Below are 24,576 nucleotides of genomic sequence, written 5' to 3' on the forward strand. Positions count from 1 at the left end.
CTGACCGGCAAAAATGCCCGGCACTGAAAGTTTTCCCGATTGCTGAAAAAGTCCCCGGAACCAGCGTTCCGGGGACTTTCTGCGTTTATTTTCAGTTATGCTGTTATGCTTTCTTGGGTGCGATCCAGCCGTCGATCACATTTACCAGTGCCTTGCCGCGGCGGCCAAGGAGTTTGGGCAGCAGGACACGGGCCATGGCCCACACACCGGCAAAGTTGTACAGGATGATCAGCGCCGTGATGATGCCAGTCCACAGGCCGTAGAGCGGCGTTTCGGCCAGCAGCACAAAGGCTTCGATCACCAGCGCAGCCGCATTCACCAGCACGCGGCCCGGATGTACCTGCATCCCGATCATGCGGTGGGCATCGATGGCACGCAGGGTGAACACCAGCGCAAGGCCAAGGAAGGACGCATAGGTAGCACCCACAGGCCCCCACCACTTGATGAAGAAGTAGTTCATGATGCAGTTGCTCACAGCGCCCGCCATCATGGTGATCATGCTGCGGGTGGACTTTTTATTCACCACATACACGCTGTTCATGAACTGGTTGAAGCAGCTGCAGGTGGAAGCCAGCACAAGGAAGGGCACAAAGTGCCATGCGTAGTAGTAGTTGGACTTCATAATGTGCATCACCGGGCGGCACAGCCAGATGATACCGGCTGCGCAGCAGAACAGCACACTGGAATAGGTGCGGAAAATTTTGGTAAAGAACTTTGCGCGGCCCTCTTCCTCGGTCACAGCGGAGAGCTGCCATGCATCGTAGAAGATCAGGCCCAGCGTAGTAAGGATGGTGGGCAGGAAATAGCCGGTGGAAAGCAGGCCGCTCCATGCATTGCCGTCGCGGCCGTCCAGGCCGTTGCACATCTCACGCACAAAGAACAGGTCGGATGCGTTGATGATCCAGAAGCTGATCTGTGCCGGGATCATGGGCAGCGAGAAACGCAGCATCTGCTTCCACAGATCCTTGTTGATGCCCTTCAGCTCCACATAGTTCCACAGCTTGCCGGTGAACATCAGGAACAGCACACTGGCAAGGTCGCCGCTGATGATGGCCAGCAGGTAGCCGTTGGCACCCCACTTGAAGCCCACCAGATACAGCACGTAGAAAGCCATGGTGGCCACGGTGCACAGCACGCCGTCTACGGCCACCAGCTTGTTCCACTGGCGGCTGCGCACGAACTGGGTGCACAGGGTGCGCAGGCAGCTCATGAGCACATAGATGTAGATGAGCAGGCCGTACTGTGCCATATCGGGCAGAAACTGCGCAATGGGCCAGCACAGCACCAGAATGCCAAAGCCGCTCAGAATGGTCAGCAGGCCGTTGGTGAACACCTGTTTTTCGCTGTTGCCCTTGTCCAGACCAAAGCGGATGATGGCGTTGGACATGCCCATGGACACGAACGGGATGAGCAGGTTCGCGTACTGGCTCAGGATCTTGGAAAGGCCCAGATCGGAGATCTCCGCCATTGCATAGGTCAGGAACGGCTGGACGATCAGGGTGAGCAGCTTTGACGAAAAGCTGGAAATTGCAAAGATCAATGTGTTGCCGGCCAGCTTTGAATATTTATCGCCGGACTTTTTTTCGTTTTCCAAGGGAACTTCCCTCCTGTTTTACAATTCGGATGCGGGCCGGTCTGTGACCGCCCGCATCCGCTTTTCCACTATTTAGTCACTTTAAAAGCGCCCGCCGGGCTTTCCAGTCCGGCAGCAGCTTTGCCACCTCGGCCCAGAACGCCGGGCTGTGGTTGGGCTGCAAAAAGTGGCAGTACTCATGCACTACCACATAGATCTGCGCCGCCGGGGGCATATGATACAGCTGCAGCGCAAAGGTGATCTGCCGCTTTGCCATAAAGCACACGCCCCACCGGCTGGTCATGCTGCGCACTTTGATAACAGGCTTGTGCCCGCCCAGCACTCCGGCAAAGGCCGGGTAGACCTTATCGCTCATGGCCGTAAAATAGGCCAGCGCTGTTTCCTTATCCGGCAGAGGCCGCGCTTCCTGCGCTGCGCGCCGCATGGCACGTTCCCGGGCCTGCTGCACCCAGTCGGCGCGTGCGGCCACAAAACGGTCTGCCGCTTCTGCACTTGTCCGCAGGGGGATGCTCACCGCCACGGTGCCATCCTCCCGCACACGGATGTTCAGGTTCTTGACCCGTTTGCGGGTCAGCTCGTATTGGATGCCGCCTGCCGTGCGCAGCTGTGTCTCCTGCTTTCTGCCCGCCATGAGGTCAGGTAGTCTTTTTTGCCCGGTGCAGCATTTCCAGCGGCAGCTGGGCCAGCACCACGGCTGCAAAGATCAGCGCACAGCCAAAGACTTCCCGCGCGGAAAGGCTCTGGCCGAGCAGCAGCCAGCCGCCCAGTGCGCTGAACACGCTTTCCAGACACATGATCAGGCTGGCAATGGCAGGGTTCAGATCCCGCTGGCCCAGGATCTGCAGGGTGTAGGCCACGCCGCTGGACATGATGCCGCAGTAGAAAATGGGCAGCGCGTTCTCGGCAAACTGTGCCGTAGTGGGCGCTTCAAACACAAAGGCTGCAATGGTGCTTTCCACCGACACCACCAGAAACTCGGCAAGGCTCAGCCGCACGCCGTCCACCTGCGGAGCAAAGTGATCCACCGCCATGATCTGGAAGCTGAACAGCACTGCGCAGCTCAGCAGGATCCAGTCGCTGGATTCAATGCTGCCAAAGCCGTTTTTCATGCACAGCAGGTACAGGCCCAACACGGCCACCACCATGCTGACCCGCAACTGCGCGCTTCCCTTGCGGCCCAGAAACAGGCCGAACACCGGCACCAGCACCACGTACATGGCGGTCAGGAAGCCAGCCTTTGCCGTGGACGGATTGATGGTAATGCCGATCTGCTGTGCAGCGGAAGCAGCAAACAGAAGGGTGCCGCACACAAAGCCTGCCGCCAGCAGCTTTTTCTTCTCGGCAGCAGTTTTGGGCTTTGCATCGGTGCCGCTTTTGCGGCGGATGGCATCAAACACCATCACCGTGGGGATCAGCACCAGTACAGCCAGCCAGCTGCGCCCGGCCAGAAAGCTGTAGGCTCCCATGCCGGAACCGGCGCTCTGGGCCACAAAGGCTGTGCCCCAAATAAAGGAGCACAGCAGCAAAAGCAGAGAGTTCTTGGTTTGTGTGTTCATCAGCCAATGCCCTCCACCTTCAGCAGGCCGTACAGGTAGTACTTGCTGGAGTCATAGGAGATGGTCACACGGTACTGCGCCGCCGGATCCAGCCCGGAGATGGTGCAGCGGTAGTTGGTGCCGTCGGTGCAGATATAATAGGTGCTGTCGGCTACATACTCTGCGCCGCCGTCCACCTTTTTCCACACGGCCACCTTGAACCGCTGGGTGCCCTCAGCCGTGCCGCAGCCCATAATGCTCAGCGTGCCGGAAGGCACAGTAAAGTAGCTGGTCTGGCGGCTCCAGATGCCGTTGAACACCGCATACAGGCAGCCATCCGCCGTGGCCGTGGCAAACTTGGCCGAGGGGTCTGCAATGCCCTGAATGATCAGCGGATCACTGGTCTGGTCGGCCCAGCGGGTAGTGTCCTCTTCCTGCACTTCGTCCGAAGTGCCCGCTGCCTTGTGCACGATGCTCTTCAGGGTGTCCTTGCAGCCGGTCAGGCCCACTGCAAGCACCAGCACCATCAGCAGCACAACGATCCTTTTTTTCATCTTCATACGTTTCCTCACGAAGCAATGCGCTTCTCTTTGTTTTTTTCATCCCTCCGCCCTGTTCTTGTACAGAGCAGATACAGATATAGTATACCGCATTTTTCGGCGCTGTACAAGTCGTTTATCCTGTGCCGTACTGCAAGAAAAGCCCCGGCGGGGCTTTTCTTTTTGTGCGGTTTGCCGCCTGATTTTACGTTTCTTTGCCAGTGACCGCCCGCAGGGCAGCACACTCGACAGCGGCCTGCTCCGGCGCACCTGCACCAAACAGACTGCCGTATCGGTACAGCGCCCAGCCGCCCGCGTTCTGACTGCGCAGGTCCTGCACCTGCCGGGCCAGCACATCGCCGGTGCTCCAGCCGCTCACGTTGTCCGGGTTCGCGCCGCCGTCACCTGCGCCCACGCGGTACGCGCCCAGCCCGAAGTATAGGGCCACGCCCTCTGCGCGCGGGTACGCCAGCCACGCGGGCACGATGTTCTCAAAGGCAAAGCGGGTGCTGCCGCTCTGCAGCGTGTAGCCATAGCCCCAGTAGATCTGCGGGCAGAGATAATCCACCACCTGTTCTTCCCCGCCTGCGGCCAGCCACGCCGTCACATCGCTGTACTGGCTGTTGAGGTCGTTGTCGGGATTCCCCTGCGGAGCGATGCCAAAGCGCAGCGTCGGGTCTGCAGTCTTCACCGTGTCGTGCACCTTCTTGACCAGAGCGGTCACGTTCTGCCGCCGCCATGCTGCAAGGTCTGCCGCACCGCTGGCCGCAAACTGCGCCGCATCGATGCTTTCTTCGGTCGCAGGGTAAAAATAATCGTCAAAGTGGATGCCGTCCACCGCGTAGTTCTGCAAAAGCTCGGCCACGCCCTGCACCACATAGTCCGCCGCTGCAGGCTCGGCCGGGTTCAGATACAGCCCGTCGCCCACTGCACACACCCATTCCGGGTGGGTGTTGGCAAGGTTGTTCTCTGCCAGATTCGGCGGCATGGCTGCAGAGGACCGCAGCCGGTAGGGATTCAGCCACGCTTCCACCGAAAGGCCGCGCCCGTGGGCCTCCTGCAAAAGGATGTCCAGCGGGTCAAAACCGGGGTCCTGCCCCTGCACGCCGGTGCACAGGTGGCTCCACGGGAACAGCTGGCTTTTGTAAAGTGCATCCCCGAAGGGCCGCACCTGCGCAAGCACCGTGTTCAGCCCAAGGCCCGCGCAGTTTTCCAGCATTTGCACGCACCCGGCGCGGAAGGCATCCGCCGAGGAAAAATCCATTGCTGCCCATTCCAGATAGCTCACCCATACGGCCCGCCACTCGCCTGCAGGCAGGGCAGGGTTCTCAACAGACTGTTTTTCCGCTTTCGTTTTGTCCCGTTTGGAAAACATTTTTCTGCGCAGCCACAGCCCCGCACCCACACAGGCAGCAGCACCGGCCCCCGCCAGAAAGGTGCGCCGGTTCACACGGCGCGGTTCCGCTTCCGTTTTTTTGGACTTGCGCCGCTGGGTCACAGGGTCTCCTCCTGGGTCTTATACAGCATCAGCGCTGCCCAGCCCCGGGCACAGGCCAGCAGCACGAACATGATGTTCGTCCAGAAGGCAAGGGCGCTCATGCCCGCATACTTCGTCAGCAGCCAGAACAAAAGCCGCAGCGCTTCCGAGATGCACACCAGCTGCAGCGGGCGCTGGATGGGCCTGCCGTGGCCGTACTCGATGGCAAGCAGGCCCGGCCACACCAGTGCCGAGCACAGGTCGCCCGCCCAGCCGCCTGCAGCCAGCTTGCTGAGCATCAGCAGCACGAACACCAGCGTGTAGCTGCGCTTATCCTTGGCGGGAGCACCCTTCTGTGCGGCCAAAAACAGCACTGCAATGCCGGTGATGCAGAACACGATCAGTTCCAGCCCCGAAAAATCCATGCCGCCCAGCACGGCAAAGCCGCCCAGCATGGACATTGCCGCTGCCGCCAGCAGGAAAAAGTACCAGGTCTTGCGTGTAAATTTGAGCTTCATTGTGTTCCTCCCGCCTGCAGCAGTGCGCAGGCTCCTGACAAAATTTTCAAAGAATTAAAAATATTATAGCACAAAAGTATGCGGGTTGTGTTACAATAAGAAAAACTCTTCAGGAGGATCTTCATGAACGCCGCAGTTTCCATTGTCCTGCTTGCCGCCGTGCTTGGCGTGATCGTTTTTCTTTTGTCCCGGCGCGAGAATACCCGCCGCAGCCAGTACGGCCCCGCCGGCCTTTCGGAGTTCCGCACCGACCTGCCGCTGGACGAGTGCTTCGACCGGCTGGACGAGCACAGGGACGCCGACGAGTTCGTGTACGAGTGCCGCCGGGAAAAGGACGGCGGCTTTCTGCTGCATCTCACCCTGCACCAGCCCACCCAGCAGCCGCTGGACACCCTGTATACCCTCCGGCTGGACCCCGGTCGTCAGACCGTAGTGACCCTGATCTTCATCCGCGAGGCCTTTGGCTACAAGGAGCCGCTGTTCCCGCAGGAAATGCTTGATCGTTTTATGCAGCAGAAGCTGGATGCCCACCGCACCAAATAAAGTTTTGTGTAAATGCTTTTCATTTTGCGCTGTTTTTGGTATACTTGTAAGTGCTGCAGCGCAGAATATGCGGGCTAGTAGCTCAGTTGGTCAGAGCTGGCGGCTCATAACCGCTTGGTCTTACCACCTCGCATTCAAAAGTTATCGAGTTATCGCATTTTTTCAAAAACCACTTTTTAACGATCTATTTTTTGGCGTTAAAGAGGCATTTAGCCATTATCCCATGGCGTTATTCCCAATTATTGGGGCCAGTAGTTCAGTCGGTTAGAACTCCCCGCTCATAACGGGGCTATCGCGGGTTCAAGTCCTGCCTGGCCCACCATACAGTTCGTACTCGAACCCGATTCTTTATGAAAAAGGGTTCGGGTACGTTTTTTGTTTATCGGAGGTTCTGCGGAAGGACTACTCGGAACGGTAAACGAGCAAAGGCAGGGTATCATCGTGGTGATGGTATCCTGCCTTTTGTTTTGCGGGATCAAGGTCGCTTTGTGCGAACTTGGTCGTCATATCAGGGATGTTCTTTCATTGGCGGGTATGGTATACTCGGCTTAATAAACTGGAATGAAGTGGTGCACCACATGAAAGACGTACATTGTATAGAATTCCATACAGGCAGCAGAGAAGAGCGCATCCCGGAGCTTGCAAAGGACTTTCCATATACTGCCTCAAGAGCCACGTTGGATCGCTACATCGGCAGCACTGTGCCATGGCACTGGCATCAGGCGGTAGAGCTTTTCTACATGGAAAGCGGCTGCGTTGAATACACCACACCAGGTGGAAAACTTGTATTCCCGGCGGGAAGCGGTGGTTTTGTCAATTCCAACGTACTTCACACCACAAGGGCGATTTCTCAGACGGAAGAGAACGTGCAGCTTCTTCATATTTTCGATGTTTCTCTGCTGGCAGGGGAACGAGGAAGCCGAATCGAGCAAAAATACATTCTGCCCATTACATCCGACCCACAACTTGAGATCCTTCCTCTTTTACCGGATCATGCGGCAGGGCGAGAAATCCTGAAACGACTCAAAGAATCTTTTTGTTTGTCTTGTGATACATTCGGGTATGAGTTGAAACTGCGAGAGATCCTGACCGAGCTATGGTTAATGCTAGTGGAGCAATCGCATTCTGTAAGCTCTTCCAATCGGAACTCTGCCGGAGGCAACGATAAAATAAAGCTGATGTTGATTTATATCCATGAGCACTACCCGGAAAACCTCTCAGTCAAGGAGTTGGCAGCAGCAGCCTACACAAGTGAACGAGAGTGCTATCGCATTTTTCGTGAACACCTTCATACGACCCCGATTGCTTACCTGACCGCATACCGCATTCAGATCGCCTGCCAGATGTTGGCGGAAAGCAAGGCTTCTATTACAGAGGTCGGGACTGCTTGCGGTATAGGAAATTCAAGCTATTTCGGAAAAGTTTTTCGGGAGGTTGTCGGCTGCACGCCACGTCAGTACCGATACAAACGGCAGAATAACAACACCATCTGACAGCATCAAGATATTATTTTTAGGCTGTAGGCGTTATAATGATAGTAGCAGAAGTGCACGATCCGTAAGTGCATATCATATTTGAAAACCTTTGATCTTCGGATGCGTTTTGCTATGAGAGAAAGGACGGTCCCCTTGGAGCTGAATTGCAATACAGCAGAAGCCGCTCTGGCTTGGGCAGGGCAGCAGAATCCCGGAAATTGGATCGGACATTCCCGTTTTGTAGCCCTTGCCTGTAAAAATATAGCAGCCAAATGCAACAATATGGATGCAGATCAGGCATACTGCTTTGGGCTGCTGCATGATATCGGGCGTTATGCAGGGGTAAGTTCTGAACGTCATTTGATCGACGGATACCGTTTCTGTATGGAACGAGGATGGAAAAAGGCTGGACAGATCTGTATTTCTCATGCTTTTATGATCCAGGATATCCACACTTCTATCGGAACCTTTGACGTTTCAAAAGAAGATTTCCGTTTTATGGAAAAATTCATTCAAACCGCTGTCTATGATGATTACGACCGTTTGGTACAGCTATGCGATGCCTTGGCGCTGCCCACCGGATTTTGTCTTTTGGAAAAACGTTTTGTAGATGTAACGCTTCGGTACGGTGTCCATCCGGCAACGATAGACCGATGGAAGAAAACGCTTGAGCTAAAAAATCTGTTTGAAAAACGAATCGGAGGATCGGTTTATACCCTGCTCCCCGGCGTTCTGGAAAATAGTTTTTCGCTGGAGGTAACCGTATGATAAAAATCGCTTTTTTTGATGTAGACGGAACTTTGCTCAAGTTGGGCAGTAAGGTGCCGTCATTCCAAACCGTACAGACCTTACAGCAGTTGCAGGCAAAAGGGATCTTACTGTGCATGGCGACAGGCAGAGGCTACCTCTCCGTCCCACATTTTGAAGGCGTTGATTTTGATCTCTGGCTGACCTTCAACGGCTCTTATGTCCGTAGCAAGGATGCAGTGATCTCGAAGAACCCACTGGACGCTGACGACAAGCGCAGAATTTTGCATAATCTGAAGCAAATGCACCGGGCGGCTGCCATCAGCAACGAACACTTTATCGTGACAAATGGGACAGACCCGGACTTGGAGCAGTATTTTTCCTTCGGCAACGAGAAGCTGATGATCTCCGAGCATTTCGACAAGCTCTGTGAGGAGGATATCTATCAGATCATGTGTTCCTGCAGCCCTTCTGAATACGAACGCATCCTGTTGGGAACCCACGCCACACAGATAACCGCATGGTGGGACAAGGCAGTGGATATCATTCCGCTGTCCTGCGGAAAGGGAAATGCTGTAAGAGCTGTTTTGGCGCATTACGGCTTTTCAAAAGCAGAAGCAATCGCCTTTGGGGACGGCCGAAACGACATTGAAATGCTGGAAGCAGTCGGCACAGGCGTTGCCATGGGAAACGCCCTCGATGAAGTCAAGGCAAGGGCAACAGATTGCTGCCGTTCTGTGGATGAGGAAGGCATCTATCATTATTGCCTTGAAAAACACCTCATCTAAAGGAGCTGTAGGAGCTGTTTTCTGGGTTTTTGTATCCGTCTACAGCAGGGTTTGGGGCAGGCACGCCCCAACAAGAAGCAGTCCCGAAGTGGCGAGAATTTTCAAGAATTGAAAATTTGTGGCCACGGGACGATTCTTGCTCTCAGCTAATTCGCTCAAAACAGCTTTTGCGCAATTGTTTCCAAATTGTTAAGACGCATAAAGCAAGCAAAGAACCTTTTTCTTCTGAAGTGGTGGTGTTCACGGTGAGCACCACCACTTTTCTGTTTTGTTTTTCTTGCAAACGGGTGCGAAATATGGTATATAGGTTATACGAAACATTGCTTCGATTGAATAACCTGACATTCAATGATGTGTAAAGAGAGGTGCAGCCATGACCGCCGTAATCTACGCCCGCTATTCATCCGATAGCCAGCGCGAAGCGTCCATTGAGGGACAGCTGCGCGACTGCAAGGACTACGCCGAGAAGAACGGTATCACCGTGGTCGGCACCTACATCGACCGTGCCTACTCTGCCAAGACGGATGACCGCCCGGACTTCCAGCGGATGATAAAGGATAGCGGAAAGAAAATCTTCGATGTGGTTCTGGTCTGGAAGCTCGACCGCTTTGCCCGGAACCGCTACGATGCCGTGAACTACAAGTACCAGCTGGAAAAGAACGGTGTCCATCTGGTGTCTGCCATGGAACCCATTTCGCAGGGACCTGAAGGCATTATGGTGGAGAGTATGCTGATCGGCATGGCAGAATATTATTCCGCCGAACTTGCCCTGAAAGTAGCGCGCGGTGAGCGCGAAAATGCCCTCCAGTGCAAGTACAACGGCGGTATCGTTCCGCTGGGCTTCACCATTGGCAAGGAGGACAGGCTGTACCATATCGACCCGGAAACGGCTCCCATTGTGCAGGAGATATTCACTCGGTATGCCGATGGCGAACCAGCCGAGAAAATCGCAGCATCCCTGAACGAGCGCGGTCTGCGCACCCGTACCGGCAAGCCCTTTGTCAAGAACAGCTTCTTCCAGATTTTCCGGAACCGCCGCTACATAGGCGAATACCGCTATAAGGACATCGTGACACCGGGCGGCATTCCCGCCATCGTGGACGAGGACTTGTTCAACCGGGTGCAGCAGCGTTTCGAGCAAAACAAGATCGCCCACGGTCGCCCCGCAAAAGAGGATGTGAGTTATCTGCTGACCACCAAGCTGTTCTGCGGCAAGTGCGGCACCCTGATGGGCGGTGAGAGCGGCACCAGCCACATGGGAAACACCTACTATTACTACAAGTGCGGCAACGCCAAACGCCACGGCAAGGCGCACTGCGACCTGAAAGCCATCCGCAAAGAGCCTCTGGAACGGTTCGTGGTGGAAACTGCTATTAAGGTGATTTTCAGCGATGAAATCATCGAACGGCTGATAGATTTGATTATGGAAGCCCAGCAGCAGGAGAACACTCGCCTGCCTGTCCTGAAAGACCAGCTCCGGGATACGGAGAAGCGGCTGGCAAATCTTCTGGAAGCCATTGAACAGGGCATCCTGACTCCGACCACTAAGCAGCGGCTGGACGAGCTGGAAGCCCGGAAAGAAGCCCTGAACACCAGCATTCTGGAAGAAGAGCTGAAAAAGCCCGTCCTGACCCGTGAGTGGATTCGGTTCTGGCTTGAAAAATTCCGCAAGGGTGACGTGGGCAGCACGGAACACCAGCGGCAGATCATTGATACCTTTGTCAACTCGGTCTACGTCTTTGACGACCGGGTCGTGCTCAATTTCAACTTCACGGATGATTCCAAAACCATCTCCCGTGAAGAGGTTTTAGGTTCGAGTGCTGTGGACAATGCTCCACCATTAAAAGATTATCCGAACCTTCGACCAATCGGTCAAGGGTTCGGTTTTCTTTTGTTCATCGAAGATATCATCTTATAGTCATCCGTCCTTCTATTTCGCGTTCTGCGGTTCAAAATAGGAGTAACTACCGTTTTGGAAAACAAAATTCCGCAGTCGACAAATTATACCACCAGCAGTATTGGGATGATTTTAGGAGGTATTTGACATGAATGGAATGGTATCCTGTGAGTATAACATGGACAGCGGCTGTATAGAACTCAAATTCGTTGACGGTACGGAAATCGCTATTGACTGTACCGCCGTAGAAAACCTTACAGCCAACAATATGTATGAGCGTTTTGAGCTTGATTATCTAATCTACAATGCCCCGCTCGCTTATGCGGACTTGATCCTGAATGGCAACCCGGAAACATATCTGAAAGCCGTTATAGTATGTAAACCATTTGAGAACTAAAAAGAACAGGGCGAGGTCGGAATTGCTTCCAGCTTCGCCCTTTCCATTACACCGCTTTGCGGTTTTGGCGTCTTGTGTCTTACGTTTGTATTTTAATAATACACGAGACCCGTCAATGTGTCAAAAAAACAATCTCCCGCTAAAAACCGCTAAGTTGGCAATTCAACAGGTATGTCTTTAGGAATTGGTGTAAATCTTATCTGCTTGCCTAATACACAAAGTGGCGACTCAGATTTTGGTTAAATATCATTCATAACGTTCAAATAAGACCTCAACAACATCAAAGATGTCCTCTGTGTCCCTTATAAGCCTCATGCCTTTGCTAATTACTCCAATTTCTTTTGTTGCACCAATCACCAAACTTGGAATCCCAGAACTCAAATCCGGAGCTTTATCATCAAAACTGATTTTGATCGGTTCAAGAGTGATAGTCGAATCCTTTTTTGAAAAAGGATATCTATAGTGGGTGGATGAAAAGTCTTTTTTGTCAATCTTTGAGAGAACTCGCATACAGAGCTGACGGTCAGAATCATCCATCTGAAGTTTATGTTCTTGGCATAACTGTTGATAGTATTCCCAAAGAGCTTTTACGGAATGGACAGTATTCATTTTCCCAACTGGCGTTTTAATCTCGCTGATTTTAAGAAAGCTATTATCTTTTCTCAACTCGCAAACGATAAGCCCTTTCAGCTGAAGTTCTATGGTATGGCGTAATAAATAAGAAATCGGATTGTATAAATATGGTGCACTCACGATTTGCGTCCATAGAGTTACTGCAGCAATATGGTATTCGAAAGCCATATCGTAAAAAGCCTTTACTTGCTTATGCAACACAAGCTCCTTTCAGACACTATCTTTCCTGGAGTATACTCCCCGTCAACAGTCAACTTTTTGAATATGATATGACTGTGGTTCAATAAGCCATTGGCAATTCTCCATAATTTCCTGTGCAGGATTGTTTACAATCTCTGGGGAGTAGCCATTATCAGAGATTTTCGTCAAATCAACCAAGTATAAATAGTAATTGGTTCCCAACAATTTCGCTACCGCATATTCGTTTTTAGACCAGAAAAATCCTGTTGTAGATATAGCTTTGACCTCGATAAAACGATTGGATACCACCGCCTCAGGGGTGTTGACTGACACAATATCATATCCGGCGGATACATCAATATCAGATATCCGCTTTACCTTTGTACCATCGGCGATTCCAAGCCTTCTCTTCTCATATTCTACAACAAACAACTCAGCTATTTCTCCAGCACGCTCATTGTTTTCAAGCTGTTCTTTTAGTTTTTCTAACGACATTAGCTTCCGTTTTGCTTTACAGTGTTTGGCAATCAAAAATTCATAATCTGAGGAAATATAAAACCGAGAACCTCGCGCATCCCTTAGTGGAAGAAGAAAATGCTGGCTTATCAAGACATTCCGAACGCTTGACAGCGAAAGAGGAAACAGTTCGTTTTTGAAAGAAAAACTGCATTGGAGCGAATCATAGGAAAACATTGTTGAGTCAAAAACGCCTTCAGAAAAGAGTAAATCAACCGAAGACATAACCAATTTCGTGTTCAATACGTCTTTATCGTGTAACATTTCCCCTATGGAGGGTACAACGGAAATGGCATCCTCCTCCAAATGAATCCACCCAAAAGCGAGACAATATTCGATCAAATCCCTGACAGACAGATAACGTTTTCCTGGGGCATGGGCGCATATTACTTCTGCGTCATGAATCTTAATTTGACTATTGCCAATTACATCACACAGAAAGAACAGCACCCCATCCTTGCCACCGTGATAGTTAAGATTTTTTAGTTCGTCTAACATAATCTCTTATCAACGCCTTTATATCTTCCTCACCCAAATCTTCAGAAATATTGTTAAAGAGCGGAATTGGCATACTCTCCATGATTTCGGTCATTCTCATTTCTTTTTCTGTTAATCTGGCATCAATGGTTTCATCTATCGTGTCTTGGGATAAAACATAGTAGTAGTTGGTAACCGTTCCAGCCATTAAGCCATATCGGTGAATTCGATCCTTTGACTGAACAAAGTGTGCCGCATTAAACGACCTCTCAATGTATATCGCATTATGACAAGCTTTGTGCAGGGAAATCGATTCAGCTACAGCAAAGGGATTTGCAATAATGACTTTGAACGGACAATCAGGCTCTTGGAATGCTTTTACTATTTTCTCCCTCGTGAGAATGAATTCGTCTTCATCAATTCCGTCACGCTCAACAGGAGTTGCTCCGTACAATTCCTGACATAATATCCCCTCATTTTCAAGGAAGCGTTTCAGCCTGTGTATTGTATGAATAAATGATGCCCAAATAACTACTTTCCCGTTTTCTGCAAGTATACTATCAACGATTTTTTTAACAGCTATATATTTTGCCGGTGTTTCACTATCCTCATAATCAAGGATTGATTTTAGCACAGCAGAATCATCAATTGCCTGATATGCCTCTGCCGGAAGATCTTCATTTTCAAAGAAGTCCCGTAAAGGTGCACGAAGCATTGCAGGATCTGAAGCGGCTTGCATCAATCGGATAGTACGCGCTTGAGCTAATGCTGCTTTGAAACGAGATGTCGTATCCATCGCACCGTCAGCCATAAACTCATCCATATACTTTTTTTCAATGAAATCATATATGCGCTGCTGTAATGGCCCCATTGGAACAGATACCGGGGGATGAATAGTGGCCGGAGGGATATTCAAATCACTTTTCCGAATGCGAATAAAGAAAGGCGAAATATTGTCGATTAGGCGAGCCACCCTTGCCGTGTCTCCTGTTGCAGTAATGTCTCGCAGCTGATTGACTTCAAATCCCATGACATTTTTGTTAGGCCAAATGAACTTGAACATATTATAAATATCCTCATATCCATTTGGAGCGGGAGTACCAGTCAATACGATTCGAGATTTGCTGTATTTTGACATCTCCAATACTGCCTGAGCAATGATGCCTCCTGATGAATTTTTGGCTTTATGAGCCTCATCCAAAACAACCATGACCCGATTTGTTCTCAAGAAAAATCCAATTTCTTTCTGAAGAGAAATCAATGAAGCATAGGAAATCAAGGTTAATTCAAAGGGGTGTTTCGAAATCAAATAATCTTGCTTATCAGCCTTATCTACACCGCCAACCAGTCGTTTTGAGTGTGGAGCTCTTCCAAAGCATTCTTCAAATTCTGTTTCCCATGGGCCAAATGAACTTAATGGCCCAACAATAAGGAGCTGATTAACATGCTTCGGATTATCTTCAGGCAAGTTGTGTAAATAAGCATAAGCTCCATATACAATGCTTGTCTTTCCCGCTCCAGGGACCGAAAAATTGCAAGCATTCTGGGAAAAAGCCATATGATATGCGGAGAGCAACTGTAACGGATATAAAGACCGCGAAGGTAAGTTCTCAGCAACAGATTTTGTGAACTCCGCAAATTCCTCTGTATCACACTCGTTATTTCGAATATTCAGAGCCTTTTCAGAGAATTCTTTAAAGCGACGCTCCTCTTCATAATAATCTATAACTACTTGTTCGGTGCTCTTGCTCTGGTCTTCGATGAATCCATATTTAGCTAACATGGAACTGATATTTGACATCACCGCGTATGGTTCGTTGTCTCCAACGGGAATGACTATCCGTTCAGCCTCCACGGTCGGATTCAAATAATCCCGCGCATATCTCCAAGCAAAGCGATGCTTTTGTAATGCCTTTATATCTCCAAGAAGATATATTTCATTTTTTGAAGGGTCGAAATCGATAGAGATATTCGCCATGATGCTCATCTCCGCTCCAGTTTTTTCTTCATCTCCCAAGTGATTTTATTGATTTCTTTCACCATCTCTTCGATGTGAGGATCGTCTGTAAAACTATCCTGATTACAGTCTACAGCTCTAAGAGCACTAAGCGCTCGTTCAATAAGATCAGCTGGTTTGTTTGCGTCACGTTTATCTTCTAAACGCCGTGAGAAACGGCTCAGATTGCCTTTCAGATGCCCTTTAGCCTGATCAACCCATTCGTTATCTCTTTGCTTGAGCAAGAGGCTCAAATCTTCACCGGGGCAACGTTGCCGTAATTCATCAACTGTTTCCTCGTCAGTTGGTGTATTCTCTTGATGCTGTTTTAAGAAGTCACTCCAAAGATCTTTAAAGAAGAATATGCTTCCTTCTTTTCCTGTCTTTGCAATATCACGGAATTCCTTTCCTTCGTAGCGTGCTCTTATGTAATCAAAACAAACCAACTTAAGGTCTGATATATCGGAATCTGTATAATTCCAATCCACATTGCGAACATTAGTTCCACGTTTAGAATAGGAATCCAAATAGTTTTCCAAGTCGACGAATGGGCCTTCTGTTTTTTCAAGACGCGTATAAATCCCATCATAATCATATTCTTGTAGATACTCTTCCATAAGCGTTAGAATTTCAAGCCATTGTTTTATCTGACTTTCTTTTTCGCTCATAAATTCTGCAATCTGCTTTTCTGTAAACCCAAGATGCTTCAGTTCTTTGCACTTTAAATACTTTTCTATCGGATTATAATCCAACTTATCATCCTCTCCCATTTGATAGATAGTCTCAAGCTGTTGAATGTCTTTTTCTTCTGCATCATCCGGGAGAATAATCGCAAGGAAATATTGGCATTTTTCAACTTCAGCATAAGAATAGCCGTATTCTTCATGCTTATGGAACAACCGATTCAAAAGCATGGCTCGACGGTTGCCATCGACAATAATACCGTCCGATGTCACAATACCGTACCTCTGCTGGCCAATTTTCAATAAGCTTTCCATTGTAGTTTTATTGCGATCGACCTTTGATTCGTACAAGAAGGTTTCAATGATTTCCCGATCGGAATCTAATTCCGCATTCAATTCACCATTCTGTTTCTCATACGAAAGAACATCGGAGCCGATTCTGCCGTTGTACTTGTTATAAATGAGATAATCTAAAGGAATTCTCCATACGATTTCTGTCCTCGTAGTTCCTTTATAGCGCAGGGGTATTCCTGTCATAGCTTGATTCAACTGATTGGTCTTTATTTCTTCCAGTTTTGCTTTTCTTGTAGCAGCATCCATTATTTCGACCCTCCCATAAAATCAACCATGGCTGTTAGAATGTAGTAGCCAATTACAATAGCAAGTGGTAAAGAAAAAGGTTCCTCTCCAATGACGACCACTTCCGTTTGTTCTTTTGGCGTAAGTAGCATATCAATATATTCTCTAATACTATCTAAAAGTTCGTATGGGCCTTCCCAGGGAGTGGGTTTTCTCTGCTCGGATGTCATACAATACACTTTTTGGAATGAATCCATGTCAGTGACGGTCGGTTTTATTCTTGACAAATAATCCCGAATGCTCTCATGGTACTTCTCTGGAATTTCTTTTATTTTCAGAGCAGGGGTGTATTTTTTAGCTTTCTCTTTCCCTTGACTATAGTGTATTTCAGCATCCCACTTAAAAATCTTCTGAGTAAAGTCAGAATGATAATTTGTTAATTCCACACGGTATGCATCTATTATCAAATACGGAATATGATACTTGAATTTTGCAACATCGCGCCGTGGTTTTTCAGCTCGGACAGCAAATTTTCTACCATTCAAATCGACAAATTTAATATCCTTATCATGCTTAATCTGAGGGTAATGATTTGGTATAGGTATTTGCTCTGCTTTAGCTATAGCTTTTGCAAGTGCATAGGACATTTTAGGTGGCACCGCATTACCAACAAGAGTATGCTTGATTCCTTTTGATTCGCCATAAAACCAATAGTCAATGGGAAAGCTCATCATGCAAGCTGCTTCTCTTACTGTTGGCAAGCGATAACTGTTTTCCCCATATCCAAGTATCATTGCTTCCCGTGCGCTGGCGGTCATAGTTGCCATAACAGTCCTTGCGGGTTTATTTAGGTTTTCAGGGAAAGACATTTTTCCCATATACCCTTTATCTTGTTTTAACCGTTTGGCTGTTTTACACTCAAACTCAGCAAGCTCATAGATATAATGCTGATCTGTTACTTGCTGTGCTTCCAGCTTAAGGTCTGGATAATTGATATCTGTAATCAGATTGTTATCTGTTCTCAATGGGTTTCCAAGCGAATCAAGAACTTGTTTCAAGGTTGTCACATTGTTATCGTTTTTTACTCTAATAGGCTCTGGAAATTCTCCACAGAGGTAGCGTTCCCTATTTGTAGGAGCTCCAAAATATTTTGCATTATATTTTCCCGATGCACCATCATGAGGTCTTAAAACGAAATCGCCTTCAAGTCCTAAGTCAGCAGCAGAATACTCTTCTTTAATATACTGCTTTACCGCTGGCACATTTTCCAGTATCCAATATTTTAAGACTGATTCTTGTTTGAATTTTTTACGGGCGATTATTCTTAAGTAGGCTTCAATTAGCTGAATACCAATTGATTTATCAGCATTTCCAGACTTATTGGAATGGGAAAATGACTGACACGGTGGCGATCCGATAATAACCTCACTATCAGGCACTAACGCTTCAAATTCGTCATCTGGAAGTTCAGATATCCGAATAACATCGTCTTGTATTACATTGACACTGGGCTTATTGCCTTTGTATGTTTTTACGGCAGGTCCCCATTTATCGACAGCAAATACTATTTCAAATCCGGCTTGACGGAATCCCTCTGAAAAGCCACCGCCGCCACAGAAAAAGTCAGCAACTCTCATTTCATAGACCTCTTTATCTTTAGCTCAATTCTTAATCATTAGGTTGTTTTCTATATTTTCTACTCTTTATTCGAGCGTCAACCGGCTTTTTCGCCTCTTCAAGTATCAACCACATATTTCCGGCTCGTTGAACATTTGGGATACGCCCCTCAGCACAAAGTGTTCCTATTCTCCCGGTCGAGATATTCCATTTTTTACCAATCTCTGTTGTAGAGACATATTTCATCTAAACATCCTCCGTCAAAACCACGGTATAACAGGATATAACTATTCATTTATATCATATCCCACAACCGGAATAATATCAAGATGGCAAATGTCATAAATCGACATAAAATTAAGCTTTTTCGCATCTTTCCTGGTCAAAGGATGAGCAGGCGAAATGTGAGTTCATACTTATTTGGCAAACCTGCTAACGAGTGTCAATAGGCTGAACAAAAAAATCATTGCCGGGTGCAGTTAAGCATCCGGCAACTTTAATAAGCCGACAGCACCGCTTGTCAGATGAAAATCATCGTAATAGTCCATCAGAAATCATCAACCGGCATCAGAAGATGGCTGAGGGCGCAGAAATTCGGTAACACGAGTGCAATAGATTCATAGGAACTTGGCACTTCCTGCGACGGTATAAACGTAATAATGCTTTCCCTCGGAACGCTTTTTGTCCATGAAGCAGTAAACAGCATTTTTGTTCTGTTTTTCAGTCGCGGCCTTTTCTGCTTTCGGCGGACGACCACGGCGCAGCTTTTTCGACTCCTCCGTATTGGTGGGCTGCGGTGTTTCTCCAGAAACTGCCACCTCCGGCATTTCGGGAGTTTCCGCCTTTTCGACTTCGGCGCAGGTGTTCTGTCTCTTTTCCACCATAAGCTCATTGATTTTGTCAAAGGACACAACCACATCGCTGGGCGCAGGTATGGCAGGCCCGGTCTGTTCCTACCGGGGCTCAGACGCTGCGGCCTGTTCGGGTGTAGCGATAGGCTCGGCGGCCTTCGGGGAAGTATTCTCCGCAGGGCCCGTATTCAATTTTTCATCGGCCATTTACACCCCCTTCGTTAAAGTTGCACAAATTTGAATGCTAAGATTTTGTAGTTTTTTGTGTTCCCTTTCCGTCTATCCACGTAAAAAAGCCGCCCGTTCTTCATGCCGGACGGCTTTTTTCGTAATGTGATAAATCAAATATTTTTTCTGGTTTGCAGGCTCCGAAAGGCCTTGTATTTACAGTGTTCCTAATAGGAAGCAATCATATGACTTTGATGTCTCCACCAAGCAAGAGAAGTCCGAGTCTGCTTCTGATTGAAGATGGGTTTGGACTTTTCGTTTTCTTAGGGTAAAAAACAGAAGGAACGATAAATCGCTTATTGAAAAGTGTGCTAAAGAATGGTACAATCCGTTATAGAGAGGAGGCAAGTTCAATGGGACAAGGAACTATAACAGATGACGAAGCCAGAAAGATGCTTGAGATGCTCAAAAGTCTTTTTGAAGACGAATTGAACTTTCCTCTACCCGGAAAGAAGTTGGAATTCGAAGCAGTTGGCGAAAACAAGCGGGATTTGTTTGTTGTATCTATCTTTCGTGGAAAGATTCAATCAGCAAAGGTCAACATAGGAGCTAGGATAAAGGTCAATGGAGTAATGCTCCTAGAACTTCATCTTAATCCCACAAATGTACATCAGAATCCCGATGGCAGGAAAATTACTGGAAGCCACTGGCATATATATACGGAAGAGTATGGTCGTTCCATGGCCTATGAAGCCGAAGATATAAAGTCAGATAATTTTGTCGAGAATACCTTGGCATTTTTGAAACGTTTTAACGTTGTCAAAATGCCAACAATAAGTTATCAACTAGAGTTGTGTTAAAGAAAGGAGGAATAATCTTTGGATATTCAAAAATTGATTAACGACTATGCGCAATGGTTAAAGAATGAAATTACATTTTCGAAGATTGGCGAATATTACGAGATTACTACTCCGTATTTAGATAATGCAAATGATTATTTGCAAATTTACGTTCGTCAAGATGGAAATGACATTCTCTTTTCGGACGATTCGGCAACTATCAGCAATTTGAAAGCTACGGGTTTTCAATTTACACCCAATCGAAAAAAACATCTTCAGCGCATTTTAGCACAATTCGGCGTTAATTGTGAAGGAGATGAGTTGACCGCAAAAGCTCCTATTCAGGAATTTGCAAAGAAAAAGCACCTGTTTATTCAAGCAATTTTGAGAGTAGATGATATGTTTGCGCTCTCAAAATCGAAAACAGCGTCGTTGTTTACTGATGATATTCAGCAGTTCTTTGATTCGAGAGATATATTTTATTCGGACAATGTTCAATTTACTGGAACATCAGGTTTTACTCATAGCTATGATTTTCTGTTCCAAAGAACTAAAACACAGCCAGAGCGTCTCTGTCAGGCAGTGAACAATCCAAACAAATCCAGTGTTGGCAATATCTTGTTTGCGTGGAACGACACAAAGCTCGTCCGAAAAAATAATAGCCAGTTAATTGTAATTCTCAATGATCAAAACAATGTTTCCCGTGGAATCGAGGAAGCCTTTACAAACTATGATGTGAAGGTCGTTCCTTGGAGCCAGCGCAATGCCTCTGAGAATCTTGCATTGTTCGCTGCCGGCTAAACTATTTATATATAGCAGGGCATTTCTAGCAATGGGAATGTCCTGCTGTTTTTATATGGCAAATGCAAGTGCTTGTAGTTGCGTTAAATGGTAACAGTAAGTGTCAAGTTTCGTACCCAAAAATTCTTGGGTACGGTTCTGGGTACAAAGAGCCATTTTAGACACGAAAAGATACCAAAAGCTACGTCAAAGTACACAAAGACACTTTTATGAAATTGTCAGATAGTCACAAGATTTCACAAGAAAAACGGGATTTCAAAATTAGCGACGTTCTCATAACCGCTTGGTCCCGGGTTCAAGTCCTGGCTGGCCCATAGAGAAAAGGCACCCCTAGGGGTGCCTTTTCTCTATATTCAGGGCCGCTAGGACTTGAACAGCACGGCACCGCCATGGGCGGGACAAACAACAGCCCGGTGGGCTGTTGTTTAGTGCGCGGGTCCCAGCGCATAGGAATGTCAAAAAGTGTCGGATGCCGTTCTGAGGGCCAGCCAGGACTTGAACCCAAAACTTATTCAAGTAATGATAATAAAATAAAGAAGGAGCGTTTCCATGCGGGAACGCTCCTTCTTTGTTTACTCTCATTTACACCATTTTGCAAACTCTTCGTCGGTGCACTTGACATAGTGGCTGCCGCTCACATGGTGATCGGTGCCCTTGTTGTAATCGATGCCGGAAGTGGCGTAGTCGTAGGTCTCAGCCACGCGGCGTTTTTCCACCACCGGATTCGGCAGCGGGATGGCCGACAGCAGGCTGCGGGTGTAGGGGTGGATGGGATTCTCGAAGATCTCTTCGGTCGTACCCGTCTCCAGCAGGTGGCCCAGATGCAGCACGCCGATGCGGTCCGAAATGTACTTGACCATGGAAAGGTCATGCGCAATGAACAGGTAGGCCGTGCCGGTCTCCTGCTGGATATCCTTCATCAGGTTGACCACCTGTGCCTGAATGGACACATCCAGCGCCGAGATGCACTCATCTGCGATGATGAGCTTGGGGTTCATGATGAGGGCGCGGGCAATGCCCACGCGCTGGCGCTGACCGCCGGAGAACTGGTGGGGATAACGCTCAGCATGTTCGGGCGCAAGGCCTACCTTGGCCAGAATTTTCTCCACCTTTTCGCGGCGCTCTTCGCGGGTCTTGTACATGTGGTGGATGTCCAGACCCTCGCCGATGATATCCTCCACCTTCTTGCGGGGGTTCAGGGATGCCATAGGGTCCTGAAAGATCATCTGCATCTGGGTGCGCAGGGTGTTGTTCTGGCTGTGGTTCAGCTTGCCGCTGATATCCTGCCCATCAAAGGTGATCTTGCCGGCAGTGGGGTCATACAGGCGGATGACGCTGCGGCCGATGGTGGACTTGCCGGAACCGGACTCGCCCACCAGACCATAGGTCTCGCCGGGATAGATCTCAAAGCTGACGTTGTCCACAGCCTTGACGGTATAGCTCTTGCTCACGCGGAAATACTGCTTCAGGCCCTCGACCTTCAGCAGCGGAGCAGCGTTCTGTCCTGCCATTTATTCCGCCTCCTTGATCTTTTCTGCCTCGGCACGCATGCGGGCAATGCGCTGAGCAAGCTCAGGCGGCATGTCCACCTTGGGTGCGCGGGGGTCCAGCAGCCATGTAGCTGCATAGTGGGTGTCGCTGATCTTGAACATGGGCGGGTCCACTTCGTCGTCGATGTTCAGGGCAAAATGGTTGCGCGGCGCAAAGGCATCGCCCTGCTTCTCATGCAGCAGGTTCGGCGGCGAACCCGGAATGGTGTACAGACGGTCGTCTGCGGTGTCCAGATCGGGCATGGCGGAAAGCAGGCCCCATGTGTAGGGGTGGCGCGGCTCGTAGAAGATCTCGTCGATGGTGCCGGTCTCCACGATCTTGCCTGCGTACATCACGTCCACATAATCGGCCACCTTTGCCACAACGCCCAGATCATGGGTGATGTAAATGACAGAGATGCCGCGCTCACGCTGGATGCTGCGGATCAGCTCCAGGATCTTGGCCTGAATGGTCACATCCAGTGCCGTGGTGGGCTCGTCACAGATCAGCAGGTCGGGGTCGCAGGCCAGTGCAATGGCAATGACCACACGCTGGCGCATACCGCCGGACAGCTGGTGCGGGTAGCTCTTCATGCGCTTTTCGGCATCGGTGATGCCCACCTCTTCCAGCAGCTGCACAGCCTTTTTGTAGGCGGCATCCTTGGGCATCTTGTAGTGCCACAGCATGCCCTCCATGATCTGCTTGCCGATGGGCATGGTGGGGTCAAGGCTGGTCATGGGGTCCTGAAACACCATGGCGATGCGCTTGCCGTTGATGTGGCGGCGGATCCACTTTTTGTCCTTCTGCAGCAGGTCCACCGTCTCGGGGCTGCCGTCGGCGTGATGGTAGCTGAACTGGATGGAGCCGCTGTTCACAATGGCGTTCTGTGCCAGAATGCCCATGGCGGCCTTCATGGTAACGGACTTGCCGGAGCCGGATTCGCCCACCAGCGCCACCGTTTCGCCCTTGTACAGGTCGATGTTCACGCCGCGGATGGCGTGCACCGGGCCTGCGGTGGTCTTAAAGGTGATATCAAGGTCTCGCACCGACAAGACCTGTTCTTTTTTGTTTTCAGGCATGGGGTGTTCCTCCTTACATACTCTTCATCTTGGGGTCCAGAGCCTCGCGCAGGCCGTCGGCCACGAGGTTGAAGCTCATCATCAGCAGGCTCATAACCACCATCGGCGGGATGATCTGATAAGGATGGGTGGTGAAGCTGTTGTACAGCTCGCTGATCAGAGAACCCAGCGAGCACTGCGGCACCGGGATGCCCAGACCCACAAAGGACAGGAATGCCTCGGTGAAAATTGCGGTGGGGATGCTGAACATGACCTGCGTGATGATGGGTCCGATGATGTTGGGCAGCACTTCCTTGAAGATGATGAAGAAGCTGCCTGCGCCCAGCGTGCGGGAGGCCAGCACGAACTCCTGATCCTTCAGCTTGAGCATCTCAGCGCGGGCAATGCGGCTCATACCCACCCACTCGGTGAGCATCAGGGCAAAGATAATGGTGATCATGCCGGGCTTGAGCACCAGCAGAAGCAGCGTGACGATCACCAGACGGGGGATGCCGTTGGCAACTTCCAGAAAACGCTGCATCACCATATCCACCTTGCCGCCAAAGTAGCCGGAGATCAGGCCGTAGCTCATGCCGATGACCATATCGATGATGGCAGCGGCAACCGCGATGATCAGGGACACGCGGGCACCCTCCCAGGTACGGGTCCAGATATCGCGGCCATAGGTGTCGCTGCCGAACCAGTAGTAGACATCCTCCTTGCCCTTTTCCACATAGGCATTCACTGTCTTGGAACCGGTGGTGGTGCTCATTTTCTCGTCACCGTTGAAGATGCCGAAGTTCTCCAGCACCTGCACGCGGGGCGCAAAGTTTTTCTGGCTCAGCTCCTGACCGGAGTAGGTATACTCGTTCATGCCGGGGCCAAATGCCGCCAGCAGCACGATAAAGACAACGAGGATCAGGCCGAGCACCGCGCTCTTTTTGCGGAAGAAGCGCACCCGCACATCCTTCCAGAAGCTCTGTGCGGCAAAGTTCGAGTCCATTGCGATCTCTGCGTCGTTATGCTTGAGCACAAAGTCCTTCTCGTTGAAGGTGTGCTCGGAATACATGGTATCCACTGCGCTGACGATGGCATCAGCCGTGGCTTCGCCGCCCAGGCGAATCGCTTTTTCTGCCAT

24 protein-coding genes and 1 tRNA gene are annotated in these 24,576 nt (G+C 49.5%); 9 read left to right on the forward strand and 16 right to left on the reverse strand.

Annotated elements, in window-relative coordinates:
- Nucleotides 1-103 precede the first annotated feature (103 nt).
- The 6 genes from DXA66_RS09230 to DXA66_RS09255 all read right to left on the reverse strand — a co-directional run bounded on the left by DXA66_RS09230 (nt 104) and on the right by DXA66_RS09255 (nt 5,663).
- A complete protein-coding gene (locus DXA66_RS09230) occupies nt 104-1,594 on the reverse strand; it encodes a lipopolysaccharide biosynthesis protein (protein WP_118528382.1) in 1,491 nt (496 codons plus the stop codon).
- 76 nt (nt 1,595-1,670) lie between these two features.
- Nucleotides 1,671-2,225 carry a M48 family metallopeptidase gene (locus tag DXA66_RS09235; RefSeq protein ID WP_097780774.1) on the reverse strand — a complete coding sequence of 185 codons (555 nt, stop codon included), beginning with the start codon at nt 2,223-2,225 and terminating at the stop codon, nt 1,671-1,673.
- 4 nt (nt 2,226-2,229) lie between these two features.
- On the reverse strand, nt 2,230-3,150 hold the full coding sequence (locus DXA66_RS09240; RefSeq protein ID WP_118528384.1) for a DMT family transporter: 921 nt from the start codon (nt 3,148-3,150) through the stop codon (nt 2,230-2,232).
- On the reverse strand, nt 3,150-3,683 hold the full coding sequence (locus DXA66_RS09245; protein WP_243089079.1) for a hypothetical protein: 534 nt from the start codon (nt 3,681-3,683) through the stop codon (nt 3,150-3,152). Before DXA66_RS09245 ends, DXA66_RS09240 begins: the two co-directional genes overlap by 1 nt.
- Nucleotides 3,684-3,873: 190 nt before the next feature.
- Nucleotides 3,874-5,166, reverse strand: a complete 1,293-nt coding sequence (locus DXA66_RS09250; protein WP_118528388.1) for a glycoside hydrolase family 10 protein — start codon at nt 5,164-5,166, stop codon at nt 3,874-3,876.
- Nucleotides 5,163-5,663 (reverse strand): conjugal transfer protein TraD, encoded by a 501-nt coding sequence (locus DXA66_RS09255; protein ID WP_097776283.1) that lies wholly within the window; start codon nt 5,661-5,663, stop codon nt 5,163-5,165. Before DXA66_RS09255 ends, DXA66_RS09250 begins: the two co-directional genes overlap by 4 nt.
- Nucleotides 5,664-5,786: 123 nt before the next feature.
- On the opposite strand from DXA66_RS09255, the gene DXA66_RS09260 reads away from it, so the two are divergent.
- The 7 genes from DXA66_RS09260 to DXA66_RS09290 all read left to right on the forward strand — a co-directional run bounded on the left by DXA66_RS09260 (nt 5,787) and on the right by DXA66_RS09290 (nt 11,510).
- Nucleotides 5,787-6,206 carry a hypothetical protein gene (locus DXA66_RS09260; RefSeq protein WP_044953353.1) on the forward strand — a complete coding sequence of 140 codons (420 nt, stop codon included), beginning with the start codon at nt 5,787-5,789 and terminating at the stop codon, nt 6,204-6,206.
- 245 nt (nt 6,207-6,451) lie between these two features.
- Nucleotides 6,452-6,528: transfer RNA gene (locus DXA66_RS09265), tRNA-Ile, on the forward strand.
- A gap of 256 nt (nt 6,529-6,784) precedes the next feature.
- Entirely contained in the window at nt 6,785-7,699 is a 915-nt protein-coding gene (locus DXA66_RS09270) for an AraC family transcriptional regulator (protein ID WP_118528390.1), read from the forward strand.
- 135 nt (nt 7,700-7,834) lie between these two features.
- Nucleotides 7,835-8,449 (forward strand): HD domain-containing protein, encoded by a 615-nt coding sequence (locus DXA66_RS09275; protein WP_055186271.1) that lies wholly within the window; start codon nt 7,835-7,837, stop codon nt 8,447-8,449.
- Entirely contained in the window at nt 8,446-9,216 is a 771-nt protein-coding gene (locus DXA66_RS09280; protein ID WP_118528392.1) for a Cof-type HAD-IIB family hydrolase, read from the forward strand. The genes DXA66_RS09275 and DXA66_RS09280 overlap by 4 nt, the downstream gene beginning before the upstream one ends.
- A gap of 373 nt (nt 9,217-9,589) precedes the next feature.
- Nucleotides 9,590-11,134, forward strand: a complete 1,545-nt coding sequence (locus DXA66_RS09285; protein ID WP_118528394.1) for a recombinase family protein — start codon at nt 9,590-9,592, stop codon at nt 11,132-11,134.
- Nucleotides 11,135-11,261: 127 nt separating this feature from the next.
- Nucleotides 11,262-11,510, forward strand: coding sequence for a DUF6061 family protein (locus DXA66_RS09290; protein WP_118528396.1), 249 nt, complete (start codon nt 11,262-11,264; stop codon nt 11,508-11,510).
- Nucleotides 11,511-11,756: 246 nt separating this feature from the next.
- Here the strand turns inward: DXA66_RS09290 and DXA66_RS09295 are convergent, their stop codons facing one another.
- The 7 genes from DXA66_RS09295 to DXA66_RS14570 form a co-directional block, all read right to left on the reverse strand.
- Nucleotides 11,757-12,341: a hypothetical protein gene (locus DXA66_RS09295; RefSeq protein WP_118528398.1), complete on the reverse strand. Its 585-nt coding sequence runs from the start codon at nt 12,339-12,341 to the stop codon at nt 11,757-11,759.
- 45 nt (nt 12,342-12,386) lie between these two features.
- Nucleotides 12,387-13,337: a DUF3883 domain-containing protein gene (locus DXA66_RS09300; protein ID WP_118528400.1), complete on the reverse strand. Its 951-nt coding sequence runs from the start codon at nt 13,335-13,337 to the stop codon at nt 12,387-12,389.
- On the reverse strand, nt 13,312-15,294 hold the full coding sequence (locus tag DXA66_RS09305; RefSeq protein ID WP_118528402.1) for a DEAD/DEAH box helicase: 1,983 nt from the start codon (nt 15,292-15,294) through the stop codon (nt 13,312-13,314). The genes DXA66_RS09300 and DXA66_RS09305 overlap by 26 nt, the downstream gene beginning before the upstream one ends.
- A 5-nt stretch (nt 15,295-15,299) precedes the next feature.
- A complete protein-coding gene (locus tag DXA66_RS09310) occupies nt 15,300-16,595 on the reverse strand; it encodes a hypothetical protein (RefSeq protein ID WP_118528404.1) in 1,296 nt (431 codons plus the stop codon).
- Entirely contained in the window at nt 16,595-18,211 is a 1,617-nt protein-coding gene (locus DXA66_RS09315) for a DNA cytosine methyltransferase (RefSeq protein ID WP_118528406.1), read from the reverse strand. The genes DXA66_RS09310 and DXA66_RS09315 overlap by 1 nt, the downstream gene beginning before the upstream one ends.
- Nucleotides 18,212-18,242: 31 nt before the next feature.
- Nucleotides 18,243-18,437, reverse strand: coding sequence for a DNA-binding protein (locus DXA66_RS09320; protein WP_118528408.1), 195 nt, complete (start codon nt 18,435-18,437; stop codon nt 18,243-18,245).
- Between the two features lie 371 nt (nt 18,438-18,808).
- Nucleotides 18,809-19,102, reverse strand: coding sequence for a hypothetical protein (locus tag DXA66_RS14570; protein WP_243089086.1), 294 nt, complete (start codon nt 19,100-19,102; stop codon nt 18,809-18,811).
- Nucleotides 19,103-19,623: 521 nt separating this feature from the next.
- Here DXA66_RS14570 and DXA66_RS09330 point away from each other — a divergent pair.
- Together DXA66_RS09330 and DXA66_RS09335 are read left to right on the forward strand one after the other, a co-directional pair.
- Complete coding sequence (locus DXA66_RS09330) at nt 19,624-20,070, forward strand: hypothetical protein (protein WP_118528410.1); 447 nt, start codon at nt 19,624-19,626, stop codon at nt 20,068-20,070.
- An 18-nt stretch (nt 20,071-20,088) separates the two neighbouring features.
- Complete coding sequence (locus DXA66_RS09335; protein WP_118528412.1) at nt 20,089-20,850, forward strand: DUF1829 domain-containing protein; 762 nt, start codon at nt 20,089-20,091, stop codon at nt 20,848-20,850.
- A 578-nt stretch (nt 20,851-21,428) separates the two neighbouring features.
- Here the strand turns inward: DXA66_RS09335 and DXA66_RS09340 are convergent.
- The 3 genes from DXA66_RS09340 to DXA66_RS09350 are packed head-to-tail and all read right to left on the reverse strand — an operon-like array spanning nt 21,429 to nt 24,576.
- Complete coding sequence (locus DXA66_RS09340; protein WP_118528414.1) at nt 21,429-22,361, reverse strand: ABC transporter ATP-binding protein; 933 nt, start codon at nt 22,359-22,361, stop codon at nt 21,429-21,431.
- Nucleotides 22,362-23,459 (reverse strand): ABC transporter ATP-binding protein, encoded by a 1,098-nt coding sequence (locus DXA66_RS09345; protein ID WP_097777037.1) that lies wholly within the window; start codon nt 23,457-23,459, stop codon nt 22,362-22,364.
- Between the two features lie 13 nt (nt 23,460-23,472).
- Nucleotides 23,473-24,576: an ABC transporter permease gene (locus tag DXA66_RS09350; protein WP_118528416.1), complete on the reverse strand. Its 1,104-nt coding sequence runs from the start codon at nt 24,574-24,576 to the stop codon at nt 23,473-23,475.

Origin of the sequence: Faecalibacterium sp. OF03-6AC (assembly GCF_003478175.1) — a bacterium.
Classification (GTDB): Bacteria; Bacillota; Clostridia; order Oscillospirales; family Ruminococcaceae; genus Faecalibacterium; species Faecalibacterium taiwanense.